The following is a 12072-nucleotide window of genomic DNA, read 5'->3' as shown; positions in this document are numbered from 1 at the left end:
AATTAATGTACGTACAATAAATGAAGATTACGTTTGACGAAGCGAAACGCGTGACGAATATCGAGAAACACGGTTTGGACTTCGCGGACCTGACGCTCGAGTTCTTTGCAGCATCCATCGTGGTTCCGTCCAAGGCTGAGCGCTATATGGCAATAGGTGAGTTTCAAGGGAGAATAATCATCGCCGTTGTTTTTCGCCCGCTGGGTGCGCAAGCGCTGTCAGTGATTTCGATGCGTCCGGCCAGCGCCAAGGAAAGGAGAATGTGATGCCTGTTAAGTTTTCTTCAAAACGGCCGCTTTCAGATGCGGAAGAGGCTGAAGTGCAGCGCATGATCGCCTCCGATCCGGATGCGCCTGAAGCTACGGAAGAGGAGCTCGCTTGGGCCAAGCCTTTCCGGGAGATTTTTCCCGACCTGGGCAAAAGTATCGATAGGGAAATTGCTCGTCGGGGCAGGCCGAAGGTCGAAAATACGAAGACGCCGGTAACGATAAGGCTCGATCCTGATGTGGTGGAGCACTACAAAGCCACTGGCAAAGGCTGGCAGTCCCGCATCAATGACGATCTGAGAAAGACGGCAGGTCTTTAGGACAGCTAAATTGTAGCGGCGAAGAGTAGGGCGATTCCGATTGACGGGCGCATGTGGCGTTTCTCGCTGAAAGTGGAGGCACATGATCCAAGGTGTCGACCTCTCGCTAGAGATGCTTTGATTTTCCATTGGCTTTTCATCTTGAACCCGTCTAAGGAGCGCGTGCCAGTTGGCCGGGCAGCCGCGCTTTATCAATGTCGAAAGACGGTAAGGTGAGGAAAGTCCGGGCTCCACAGAAACACGGTGCCGGATAACGTCCGGCGGGGGCGACCCTAGGGAAAGTGCCGCAGAGAGTAGACCGCCATCTTTTAGATGGTAAGGGTGAAAGGGTGGGGTAAGAGCCCACCGCGCCGCTGGTAACAGGGGTGGCAAGGTAAACCCCACCGGGAGCAAGACCGAATAGGGATAACGCGGGGCCTTGCGCAAGCAGGCCTACAGCCGGTTTTTGGGCGAGTTATCCGGGTGGGTTGCGAGAGGCGGCGTGCAAATGTCGTCCCAGATGAATGGCTGCCACGTTCCGGGTCAAACCGGGGCCATACAGAACCCGGCTTACAGGCCAACTGGCAAATTTTCCTTTTCTTGAACGTCCTTGCGCAAAGTTTCGGATGATTCGCGTAGACAATTGTTATTGCTGATAAAATTTACTGCTTAACTAACGTTAGGGCAGTTGTTTTGCTGTGCCGAAAAGGCTGCCGGTAAACCATTCGTTAAACTTAACGGGATATGAATATTCGAATCCGAAGTCGGTTCGCGCTGCCTTCTCCCATTGACGCCCATAGTGTCCCATGATATCCCAAATGCACACCACAAAGGGTCGTGTTTTTGACCCGCAATCGCTGAAACTGTTGAAGTGCCTGAATGGGTCTGCGGGATTTATTGTCCTGTCGGGCAGCGATTTGTCGTGCGTAACGGTGTCGTCCGGGAATGCGGTCTTGTCCGTGATCCCTGGTGGTTTTCGCGAGTTGGCAAATGGGTCGCTTTTTATCGAACGTGACGAACAGGATCGACGCCAAGGGGCGCGTTTCGATTCCATCGGCGTTCCGTTCGGTATTGGCAGAGCGCGAGATCAGGGAGCTTTATTGCCTGCAGGATTTTGCGTTTCCTGCAATAAGTGCCGGTGGCCCGGACTTGCTGGAGCGCTACGAACGGCAGATTGCGTCCATGGATGCATTTTCGCCGGAAGCAAATGCTATGTCGCTGCTGGTTCACGGTGGCGGCGTTTTCATGAAGCTCGACGGGGAAGGGCGGTTGATGGTCACGGATTTCATCCGGGACTTTACCGGCATAACCTCCGAAGTCACCTTTGTCGGTCGGGCAGATCATTTTCAGTTGTGGCAGCCGGAAGCGTTTCACGAGGCGCAGACGGCGGCAAGAACGGGGCGCGGTTTTGCGGCTGCTCGTCCCGTGTAAGACGGGGAAACGGAATGGCGGCGAATTCTGGCGGACGATCTTCTGATGCCGGTGGCGGACCTGTTCGTCACATTCCGGTTCTTCTTCGTGAAGTTTTGACGGCGCTTGAGCCTGCACCGGGCAAGGTCATTCTGGATGGTACCTTCGGGGCTGGCGGTTACAGCCAAGCCATCCTCGACCAAGGTGCTGACGTCATCGCGCTTGACCGCGATCCCACTGCAATTGCTGGTGGACATGATATGGTTGTCGCCAGCGGCGGGCGGCTGTCGCTGAAGCAATCGCAATTTTCCAATCTTGCCTCTCACGTTCCATCCGAAGGACTGGATGGGATCGTGCTCGATATCGGCGTTTCCTCCATGCAGATCGACGAGGCTGAGCGCGGCTTTTCCTTCCAGAAAAACGGACCGCTCGATATGCGTATGTCTGCCTCCGGCGTCTCGGCGGCGGATGTCGTCAATCGCTGCAAGGTGGGCGATCTGATCCGCATTTTTGGCTTTCTGGGCGAAGAAAAACAGTCGGGCCGTATTGCCCGCGCTATCGAAAAGAAGCGTGCGGAAGAGCCGTTTCGCACCACACGCGATCTGGCCGGGCTGATCGAAATCGTGACGCCGCGTAAGGCCAAGGACAAGATCCATCCCGCGACACGGGTGTTTCAGGCGCTCCGCATTTTCGTCAATGACGAACTTGGAGAGCTTGCGCAGGCGTTGTTTGCTGCCGAGCGTGCCTTGAAGCCGGGCGGCCGTCTCGTCATCGTTACCTTTCATTCTCTGGAAGATCGTATCGTCAAGAAATATTTCACGGATCGCTCCAGCCGGGCGGCGGGCTCACGCCACATGCCGATGGTGGAAGACAGGCCCGCAATTTTCGATGCAGTGGGCAAGCCCATGATCGCGGCGAGCGAGGAGGAGGCGGAAGCCAATCCGCGCGCCCGTTCGGCGAAGCTGCGGGCGGGGGTGCGCACGACCGCTCCGGCGCGCGCAGCCGATCTTTCGATTTTCGATTTACCCGATCTCGCCAGCCTAGAAAAATTGGGAGGCTGACATGCTGCGGACATTCGATTTCATACTTTTCGGCGTCATGGTGGCAGCAGCCGTCGTTACGTATTCCATCAAGCATCAGGCCGATTTGAAGCTGGATTCGGTTCGCAAGCTCGAGGCTGAAATCAAGCTTGAAAAAGACACGATCGACCTCTTGCGCGCCGACTGGGCGCTCTTGACGCAGCCAAACCGTCTGCACCGTCTGGTCAACGCCTATCAGAACGATCTTCAGCTCGTGCCGACGCTGCCGACACAGCTTGCGCAGCCGCAGGAACTGCCGATGCTGCGTTCGCAACTGCCGCAGCCCCCGGAGCCGGAAGGTATGAGCGTGGAAGACGTGATCGCCGCTGCCGTCAACGGCTCCAAGCCCGGCGCGACACTTGGCGGTGCAAAGGCCAAATCGGCACCTGCCGGGCAGATCGTCGCAACCGGCGGCGTGCCGGTGCCGATGTCGCGTGGAAAGGTTACACGTCCGGCTTCGCCCATGCCTGCGGCTCGCCCGCAATTGGGTGACGAGTCTGGCGATATGGATGAAACGATAACAGGATCGGTGGACTGATGTCTTTTCTCTCCCGTGTCATGGTTTTGAAGAGCAAAGCCCATTTTTCAGCAAGTACCGGCGGTGTGGGCGATCACTCCGCATTCGAAGGAGCCCGCAAGAAGCGTGGCGCGCAGGCGAGAAGCCGCGTCGGCCTTTTGATTTTCGGCTTTGTCTGCTTTTACGGTGTCGTTGGCGGGCGGCTGGTGCAGTATGGTATGGCAATGCCGGAAACGGTTTCCAGCATTGCGCCCGCAGACCGGCTGATGGCATCGCGCCCCGATCTGCTGGATCGCAACGGCGAAGTACTGGCGACGGATATCCGCACCGTTTCGCTGTTTGCGGAGCCGCATCGTATCGTTGATGTTGATGAGGCGGTCGAAAAGCTGCGCACCGTTCTACCCGATCTCGATACACGCGGAACGTATCAGAAGCTGACGTCCAACTCCCGCTTCCAGTGGTTGCGCCGTCAATTGACGCCGAAACAGCAGAGCCAGATACTGGCGCTCGGTATTCCGGGCGTCGGCTTCCGGCCTGAGAAGCGTCGCTTCTATCCTGGTGGCGCAACGGCGGCCCATGTCATCGGCCACGTAAACATCGACAACCGTGGCGTTGCAGGCATGGAGCGTTATCTGGACAGTCAGGGTTTGGCTGATCTGACTGCGCTTGGCATGACCTCCGACCAGTCGCTGGAGCCGGTGAAACTTTCGATCGACCTTCGCGTGCAGGCAATTGCGCGCGATGTCGTCAGCGAGTGGATCAAGAAAACCGAAGCAATCGGCGCGGGTGCCGTCGTGCTGAACGTCCATACCGGCGAAATTCTCGCAATGGTGTCCGAGCCTGACTACGATCCCAACAACCCCGCTGAAGGTGCCAAAGAGGGCTGGTTGAACCGCATGTCGAACGGTACGTTCGAAATGGGCTCCACCTTCAAGTCCTTCACCATCGCCATGGGTCTCGATTCCGGCAAGGTTAGCCTGAACGACATGTTCGATGCGCGCGCGCCGATCCGCATCGGTGGCTTCACCATCAAGGACTTCCATGGCAAGGGTCGTATGCTTTCCGTGCCGGAAATCTTTCAGTATTCCTCCAATATCGGTACGGCCAAGATTGCCGACACCGTGGGTATCGATGGCCACAAGGACTTCCTGACCAAGCTCGGGCTTCTGTCGAAAATGCAGACCGAGTTGCCGGAAGTGGCCATGCCATCGCAGCCGCGCACATGGAAGAAGATCAATTCGATCACCATTTCCTTCGGCCACGGTGTGTCCACAACCCCCTTGCAGACGGCGATTGCCGGTGCGGCGCTGGTCAATGGTGGAAAGCTGATCGAGCCGACTTTCCTGCCGCGCAGCCGAGATCAGGCCGACCTCGTGGCCAAGCAGGTGATGAAGCCCACGACCAGCAAGGATATGCGCTTCCTGTTCGACTGGAATGGCACAAAGGGTTCTGGCCGCAACGCGCGCGTGGAGGGTTTCGATGTCGGCGGCAAGACCGGTACGGCCGACAAGGTCGTCAACGGTCGCTATGCCCACGACAAGAACTTCAATGCCTTCCTCGGCGCGTTTCCGATCTATGACCCGCAATATGTGGTGTTGACCTTCATCGACGAACCGCGCACCGACAAGGGCAATGGGGCGGCGTTGGCCGGTAACACCGCGGCACCGATGGTCCACGATATCATTAGCCGTTCTGCCTCCATGCTTGGCGTCAAGCCGAAATTCGGCAGCGATGGATCGGCCTTGCTCGTGTCTTATTGATTGGTACAGCTTATGATGTACCGGCGAATCGCGCCGGGGGGACAAGACGGACACATATATGATTTTGCGAGATCTCTCCGGGGCCGAGTTCCCGGAACTGAATGAATTGCTGCGCACGGATGCAGGCGCGCTGGAGATTGCAGGGATTACGGCGGATAGCCGCAAGGTCCAGCCCGGTTCCCTGTTCGTTGCCGTTGCCGGAAACAAGGCGGATGGCACAAGTTTCGTGCAGGATGCTGTTTCCAGGGGTGCGGCAGCCATCGTTTCCGGTCAGCCGATTTCGGCAGATGTACCGGTTCTTACCGTCTCCGATACAAGGCTTTATCTCGCACTCGCTGCTGCCCGTTTTCATGGACGTCAGCCGGAAAACATGGTTGCCGTCACCGGGACTGCGGGCAAGACATCCGTTGCTTCCTTCACGCGCCAGATATGGGCATTCGCAGGGCATTCTGCCGCACAGATCGGCACAACTGGCGTAATCGCTCCGGGCCGCGAGGAATACGGCTCTCTCACCACGCCCGATCCGGTTTCGCTTCACGCGCTTCTGGCCGAACTCGCCTCCGAAGGCGTGACCCATGCGGCCATGGAAGCCTCCAGCCACGGTCTCGACCAGCGGCGTCTGGATGGCGTCAAGCTTTCCGCTGCAGGTTTTACCAATCTCGGCCGTGATCATATGGATTACCATCCGACCGTGGAAGACTATATGGCGGCCAAGATGCGGCTGTTCGATACGCTGCTGCCGAAGGGGTCGCCCGTCATCATCTTTGCCGATGATCCGTGGTCTGCACAGGCAATCGAAGTTGCGACAAAGGCAGGGCATGACGTGCGCACCGTTGGTCGCAAGGGTGACTATCTGGCGCTGAAGCGCGTCGAGCATTTCCGCCACAAGCAGATGATCGAAGTGCATCATCAGGGCAAGATTTTCGAAGTCGATATTCCGCTTGCCGGTGATTTTCAGGTTGCCAATGCGCTCGTATCGGCAGGCCTTGCCATGTCCACCGGCGTTTCAGCGCCCGTTGCGATGAAGGCGCTGGAAAAGCTGATCGGCGCTGCCGGTCGTCTGGAACTCATCGGTCAGACGAAAAACGGTGCGCTGGCCTATGTGGATTACGCTCACAAGCCGGATGCGCTGGAAAACGTGCTGACATCGGTTCGTCCCTTCACGTCCGGCCGCATCATTACCGTATTCGGTTGCGGCGGAGACCGCGACAAGGGCAAGCGTCCGATCATGGGCGAGGTCGCCACACGGCTTTCCGATATCGTCATCGTCACCGATGACAATCCACGCTCGGAAGAGCCAGATACGATCCGTTCCGAGATCATGGCAGCGGCCCCCGGCGCGCTTGAGATTGCGGACCGGGCGGAGGCGATCCGCCACGCCGTTTCGATGCTGGGGAACGGAGACACATTGATCGTTGCGGGCAAGGGGCACGAGGAAGGTCAGATTGTCGGCGGTGTCACGCTGCCGTTTTCCGACCATGAACAGGTGCGTTCCGCGCTGGAAGGATTAAAGATTTGAGCTGGTTATGGACAGTTGCGGATATGATCGCCGTGATGGCCGGTCGTCCGGTCGGCAATCTGCCACAAGGCATTACAGGCATTTCTATCGATAGCCGCACGGTGCAACCGGGCGAAGCCTTCTTCGCCATCAAGGGCGACCGTGTCGATGGCCATGATTATGCAAGCTTCGCGGTGGCGAACGGTGCTGGGCTGATGGTGGTTTCCGAGGCGAAACTGCCCGCACTTGGCCGTTTGACCATACCGATGATCGTGGTCGAAGACGTGCTGGCATCGCTGGTGAAGCTCGGGATCGCGGCGCGTGAAAGGACGTCTGCGCGCATCATTGCTGTGACGGGTTCGGTGGGCAAAACCACGACCAAGGAAATGCTGCGCGAGGTTTTGGCACCTTCCGGCAAGGTCCATGCGGCGGTGTCTTCCTTCAACAACCACTGGGGCGTACCGTTGACGCTGGCGCGGATGCCTGCCGATACCGAATTCGGCATTTTCGAAGTGGGCATGAACCACGCGAACGAAATTCGCCCGCTGGTGAAGCAGGTGAAGCCGCATCTGGCCATCATCACCACCATTGCCGCAGCCCATCTCGGCAACTTCAACAATCTGCAGGAGATCGCTGCTGCGAAGGCGGAAATCTTCGAGGGCGTTCTGCCGGGTGGCGCGGTGATCCTCAACCGCGACAATGCGCAGTTCGAGCAGCTGGAAACGGCGGCTATCGATGCCGGTATCGAGCATATCCTGACCTTCGGCCAGCACGCCAAGGCGGATTTCCGGCTGGCGGATTTCGAAGCCACGCCGAACGGCTCGACCATCTGGGCCATTATCAATGGTGAGACAAGCGAGCTCAATATCGGCATGCCGGGGCGTCACATTGCGGAAAATGCGATGGCGGCGCTGGGTACGGTTGCCGTGACCGGGGCCAATCTCGACCGGGCCTTCGATGCGCTTTCCGCACTTCAGCCGGTGAAGGGCCGGGGCCAGCGCCACCGTCTTTCGGTCGGCGAGGGTTCGTTCCTGCTGATCGACGAGAGCTATAACGCCAACCCGGCTTCGATGCGGGCTGCGATTGCGCTTCTGGCGCAGTCGGAAGTTCATGGCAATGGACGGCGTGTTGCAGTGCTGGGCGACATGCTGGAAATGGGCGAGTTCGCATCGGAAGTGCATGAGGAACTGTCCGGTCCCATTCTGTCTGCCGGTATCGAGCATGTCTGGCTTGCCGGAGAATCGATGGCGGCGCTGCGTGATGCCTTGCCCGAAAGCGTGAATGTGGCTTGGTTCCCGACGACGGCGGAACTCAACGAATTCGTGCTGAAATGGGTCCAGCCGGGCGATGTGGTGATGATAAAATCGTCACTCGGCATCGGTTTCGGCAAGATTGTCTCCGCGCTGCTTGACAAGTATCCGGCATTCCCGGAGACGGAGCGCCAGATTTAAAGCATCGGTAAGAAGTGTAAGGCGTCTCGCCTTACCGGATGCTGGAACAAAAACTTAAAGCGGCGCGGGCAACCCCGCATTTTTGCCCGCCGTTTTGAAAGCCTTGTGAAAGGGCAAACATGCTGATCTGGCTCGTTGAACTGTCGGACAAAGTTCAAGTCTTCAATCTGTTCAGGTACATCACGTTCCGGGCTGGCGCTGCGTTTTTCACGTCTGCCCTCATCGTCTTCCTGTTCGGTCCGGCAATCATCAATTCGCTTCGCATTCGCCAAGGCAAAGGCCAGCCGATCCGTGCCGATGGTCCGCAGACGCACTTCAAGAAGGCCGGTACGCCCACCATGGGCGGGCTGATGATCCTTGCGGGCATTCTCGGCGGATCGCTGCTGTGGGCCGATCTTTCCAACGTCTATGTGGTCGCGACCCTGATGGTGACGCTGGGTTTCGGCGCAATCGGCTTTTACGACGACTATCTGAAGGTGACGAAGCAGAGCGACAAGGGCTTTTCCGGTAAAGCGCGTCTCGGCATAGAGTTCTTCATCGCCGCAATTGCCGTGTTTTTCATGATGCAGATTGCACTGGCGACCGCCCCGCATGGCGGGACGCTTGGCAGTTCCATCGCCTTTCCGTTCTTCAAGGACTTCGTGATCAATCTCGGCTATTTCTTCATTCTGTTCGGTGCCTTCGTCATCGTCGGTGCGGGCAATGCCGTGAACCTGACGGATGGTCTCGACGGTCTGGCCATCGTGCCGGTGATGATTGCCGCAGCTACCTTCGGCGTGATTTCCTACCTCGTCGGCAATGCCATCTTCGCCAACTACCTGCAGATCAATTTCGTGCCTGGGACGGGCGAGCTTGCTGTGATCGTGGGTGCCGTTATCGGTGCCGGTCTTGGCTTCCTTTGGTTCAACGCGCCACCCGCCGCCATCTTTATGGGCGATACCGGTTCGCTGGCGCTCGGCGGCCTGATCGGGTCGATTGCCGTTGCCGTGAAGCACGAAATCGTCATGGTCATCGTCGGCGGCTTGTTCGTCATGGAAACACTCTCGGTCATCATCCAGGTGTTCTGGTTCAAGCGCACCGGACGCCGCGTGTTCCTGATGGCACCGATCCACCACCATTTCGAAAAGAAGGGCTGGACGGAAAGTCAGGTCGTCATCCGCTTCTGGATCATCTCGGTTGGCCTCGCGTTGCTTGGCCTTGCCACGCTGAAGCTGAGGTAAGCGATGATCCCCGTCACCTCATTTGCCGGTAAAAAAGTAGCACTGTTCGGGCTCGGCGGTTCCGGTCTCGTAACCGCGCGGGCGCTGGTTGCCGGTCGCGCGGATGTGGTGGCTTTCGACGACAACCCGGACAGCGTTGCCAAGGCGCAAAGCGAGGGCATTCCTACCGCCGATCTTCGCAGCATCGACTGGTCGAAGCTTGCCGCCTTCGTGCTGGCCCCCGGCGTACCGCTGACGCATCCCAAGCCGCACTGGTCCGTCGATCTGGCGCGAGCGGCGGGCGTGGAGATCATCGGTGACGTCGAGCTTTTCGTGCGCGAGCGCCGGGCCCATGCGCCCGATTGCCCGTTCATCGCCATTACCGGTACCAACGGAAAGTCCACCACCACGGCGCTGATTGCGCATATTCTCAAATCATCGGGCCGCGATACGCAGCTTGGCGGCAATATCGGTACGGCTGTTTTGAGCCTCGAACCGCCGAAGGCGCAGCGTTTCTACGTGGTCGAATGCTCGTCCTACCAGATCGACCTTGCGCCGACGCTGAACCCGACTGCGGGTATTCTGCTGAACCTGACGCCCGATCATCTCGACCGTCACGGCACCATGCAGCATTACGCTGATGTGAAGGAGCGCCTCGTTGCGGGCAGCGACACGGCCGTCGTTGGCGTCGATGACAGCTACTGCACGGTGATTGCAGACCGCATCGAGCGGGCAGGCGTGAAGGTGCTGCGCATTTCCAAGCGCAATGTAGTGGCTGATGGGCTTTACGCCGAGGGTAGCCGCGTCATGCAGGCTGAAGGCGGCACGTCTTCGCTTCTGGTCGATCTCGATGGAATTCAGACGCTGCGCGGTAGCCATAATGCGCAGAACGCGGCAGCGGCCATTGCGGCGTGCCTTGCGGTTGGTGTTTCCGAAGACGAGGTGAGGGCAGGGCTCAAATCCTTCCCCGGTCTCAAACACCGCATGCAGCCTGTCGGGCGGCGCGGCAATGTGACCTTCGTCAATGACAGCAAGGCGACCAATGCGGATGCGGCGGCACCGGCGCTTTCCAGCTACGAGCGGATCTACTGGATTGCCGGTGGCTTGCCCAAGGCAGGCGGCATCGGCAGTCTTTCGCCGCTGTTTTCGCGTGTTGCCAAGGCCTATCTGATTGGCGAGGCGGCGGCGGATTTTGCCGCGACGCTGGGCGAGGCGGTGCCTTACGAGATCTCCGGCACGCTGGACAAGGCGGTGCAGCACGCGGCACGGGATGCCGACGCGGATGGCGCTGCGGGCAATGTGGTGATGTTATCACCGGCTTGCGCAAGCTTCGATCAATATAAGAATTTTGAAATACGTGGTGATTCGTTCGTTTCGCACGTCGCGGCGCTTGACGGCGTGACGATGTTGGTGGAGCCGCACAAGGAGGGCTGATGAAATGGTAAGCCGTATCGACCGCGGTCCAGTCGCGGAATGGTTCTGGACAATCGACCGGTTCTTTCTGGCTGCGTTCATCGCTTTGATGGGCATCGGGCTGATGCTGTCCTTTGCAGCGTCGCCCGCCGTTGCTGAGCGCATCGGCCTCAACAGCTTCTTCTTCGTCGAGCGTCAGGCAATGTTCATGGTGCCTTCGCTGGCGATCATGATCGGTCTCTCGTTCCTTTCGCCGCGACAGGTGCGCCGCGTCGCCGTCATCATGCTCATCGCAGCATTGCTGATGATGATCTTCGCGCTGTTCTTCGGCATCGAAGTGAAGGGTGCGCGCCGCTGGATTTCCATCGGTTCGTTCTCCATCCAGCCGTCCGAATTCATGAAGCCTGCCTTCGTCATCGTCTGCGCATGGCTGTTTGCGGAACGCGCGCGTCACCCGGAAATTCCGGGCAATCTGTTTGCCATCATCACATTCGGTATCGTTGCTGCACTGCTCATCGCGCAGCCGGACTTCGGGCAGACCATTCTGACCTCCGTCGTCTGGGGCGGCATGTTCTTCATGGCGGGTATTCCTTGGCTGTGGATCATCATGCTCGGTGGTCTCGGCGTTGGCGGCATTATCACAGCCTATCTGATGTTGCCGCATGTTGCCGGACGTATCGACCGGTTCTGGACGGGTGAGGGCGATACGTTCCAGGTGGATACGGCGCGTGAAGCAATCATTCGCGGCGACTGGTTTGGTCAGGGACCGGGCGAGGGTATCGTCAAGCGTATCATCCCCGATAGCCACACCGACTTTATCTTCTCCGTTGCGGCGGAAGAATTCGGCATTCTGTTTTGCATGCTGCTGGTCGCGATCTTCGGTTTCATCGTGCTGCGGGGCCTGAGCCACGCCTTCAAGGAAAAGGACGATTTCGTCCGCTTCGCCGTTGCGGGTCTGGTGCTTCAGATCGGCATGCAGTCGATGATCAACATCGGCGTTAATCTGGAGCTTATGCCTGCCAAGGGCATGACGCTGCCGCTGATTTCCTATGGCGGTTCATCCATGATGGCGATATGCGTGACCGCTGGCTTCCTGCTGGCACTGACACGACACAGACCTGAAAAGCGTGCGCAGGAGCGCAGCTTCTTCCGCGTTGGCGCGGGTCTTCCTGCGGAGTAA

The 12072-nt window shown here is 58.6% G+C and carries 11 protein-coding genes and 1 other RNA gene; all 12 read left to right on the top strand.

Features of this window, described 5'->3' with window-relative positions:
- Positions 1 to 20: 20 nt before the first annotated feature.
- The 12 genes from G6L28_RS09540 (at position 21) to ftsW (ending at position 12072) form a co-directional block, all read left to right on the top strand.
- A complete protein-coding gene (locus G6L28_RS09540) occupies positions 21 to 266 on the top strand; it encodes a BrnT family toxin (RefSeq protein ID WP_174063527.1) in 246 nt (81 codons plus the stop codon).
- On the top strand, positions 266 to 586 hold the full coding sequence (locus tag G6L28_RS09535) for a BrnA antitoxin family protein (protein ID WP_174063526.1): 321 nt from the start codon (positions 266 to 268) through the stop codon (positions 584 to 586). Before G6L28_RS09540 ends, G6L28_RS09535 begins: the two co-directional genes overlap by 1 nt.
- Positions 587 to 751: 165 nt before the next feature.
- An RNA gene (rnpB, locus tag G6L28_RS09530) (RNase P RNA component class A) lies at positions 752 to 1154 on the top strand.
- A 401-nt stretch (positions 1155 to 1555) separates the two neighbouring features.
- Positions 1556 to 1996, top strand: coding sequence for a division/cell wall cluster transcriptional repressor MraZ (gene mraZ / locus G6L28_RS09525; protein ID WP_174063525.1), 441 nt, complete (start codon positions 1556 to 1558; stop codon positions 1994 to 1996).
- A gap of 14 nt (positions 1997 to 2010) precedes the next feature.
- Entirely contained in the window at positions 2011 to 3036 is a 1026-nt protein-coding gene (gene rsmH / locus G6L28_RS09520) for a 16S rRNA (cytosine(1402)-N(4))-methyltransferase RsmH (protein WP_174063524.1), read from the top strand.
- A 1-nt stretch (position 3037) separates the two neighbouring features.
- Positions 3038 to 3592 (top strand): cell division protein FtsL, encoded by a 555-nt coding sequence (gene ftsL, locus G6L28_RS09515; RefSeq protein WP_174063523.1) that lies wholly within the window; start codon positions 3038 to 3040, stop codon positions 3590 to 3592.
- A complete protein-coding gene (locus tag G6L28_RS09510) occupies positions 3592 to 5331 on the top strand; it encodes a peptidoglycan D,D-transpeptidase FtsI family protein (protein ID WP_174063522.1) in 1740 nt (579 codons plus the stop codon). The genes ftsL and G6L28_RS09510 overlap by 1 nt, the downstream gene beginning before the upstream one ends.
- Before the next feature lie 58 nt (positions 5332 to 5389).
- On the top strand, positions 5390 to 6850 hold the full coding sequence (locus G6L28_RS09505) for a UDP-N-acetylmuramoyl-L-alanyl-D-glutamate--2,6-diaminopimelate ligase (protein ID WP_174063521.1): 1461 nt from the start codon (positions 5390 to 5392) through the stop codon (positions 6848 to 6850).
- A complete protein-coding gene (locus tag G6L28_RS09500; protein ID WP_174063520.1) occupies positions 6847 to 8280 on the top strand; it encodes a UDP-N-acetylmuramoylalanyl-D-glutamyl-2,6-diaminopimelate--D-alanyl-D-alanine ligase in 1434 nt (477 codons plus the stop codon). Before G6L28_RS09505 ends, G6L28_RS09500 begins: the two co-directional genes overlap by 4 nt.
- A gap of 119 nt (positions 8281 to 8399) precedes the next feature.
- Entirely contained in the window at positions 8400 to 9500 is a 1101-nt protein-coding gene (gene mraY, locus G6L28_RS09495; RefSeq protein ID WP_174063519.1) for a phospho-N-acetylmuramoyl-pentapeptide-transferase, read from the top strand.
- 3 nt (positions 9501 to 9503) lie between these two features.
- Complete coding sequence (gene murD, locus G6L28_RS09490; protein ID WP_174063518.1) at positions 9504 to 10913, top strand: UDP-N-acetylmuramoyl-L-alanine--D-glutamate ligase; 1410 nt, start codon at positions 9504 to 9506, stop codon at positions 10911 to 10913.
- A 4-nt stretch (positions 10914 to 10917) separates the two neighbouring features.
- Positions 10918 to 12072 (top strand): putative lipid II flippase FtsW, encoded by a 1155-nt coding sequence (ftsW, locus tag G6L28_RS09485; RefSeq protein ID WP_174063517.1) that lies wholly within the window; start codon positions 10918 to 10920, stop codon positions 12070 to 12072.

This window comes from Agrobacterium larrymoorei (assembly GCF_013322225.1).
GTDB lineage: Bacteria > Pseudomonadota > Alphaproteobacteria > Rhizobiales > Rhizobiaceae > Agrobacterium > Agrobacterium larrymoorei_A.
This window is presented reverse-complemented; position numbering and strand designations above follow the sequence as displayed.

Excerpts from the sequence above, each read along its gene's own strand:
- G6L28_RS09540 (WP_174063527.1), top strand. The coding sequence starts at position 21 with ATGAAGATTACGTTTGACGAAGCGAAACGCGTGACGAATATCGAGAAA.
- G6L28_RS09535 (WP_174063526.1), top strand. The coding sequence starts at position 266 with ATGCCTGTTAAGTTTTCTTCAAAACGGCCGCTTTCAGATGCGGAAGAG.
- mraZ (WP_174063525.1), top strand. The coding sequence starts at position 1,556 with ATGGGTCGCTTTTTATCGAACGTGACGAACAGGATCGACGCCAAGGGG.
- rsmH (WP_174063524.1), top strand. The coding sequence starts at position 2,011 with ATGGCGGCGAATTCTGGCGGACGATCTTCTGATGCCGGTGGCGGACCT.
- ftsL (WP_174063523.1), top strand. The coding sequence starts at position 3,038 with ATGCTGCGGACATTCGATTTCATACTTTTCGGCGTCATGGTGGCAGCA.
- G6L28_RS09510 (WP_174063522.1), top strand. The coding sequence starts at position 3,592 with ATGTCTTTTCTCTCCCGTGTCATGGTTTTGAAGAGCAAAGCCCATTTT.
- G6L28_RS09505 (WP_174063521.1), top strand. The coding sequence starts at position 5,390 with ATGATTTTGCGAGATCTCTCCGGGGCCGAGTTCCCGGAACTGAATGAA.
- mraY (WP_174063519.1), top strand. The coding sequence starts at position 8,400 with ATGCTGATCTGGCTCGTTGAACTGTCGGACAAAGTTCAAGTCTTCAAT.
- murD (WP_174063518.1), top strand. The coding sequence starts at position 9,504 with ATGATCCCCGTCACCTCATTTGCCGGTAAAAAAGTAGCACTGTTCGGG.
- ftsW (WP_174063517.1), top strand. The coding sequence starts at position 10,918 with ATGGTAAGCCGTATCGACCGCGGTCCAGTCGCGGAATGGTTCTGGACA.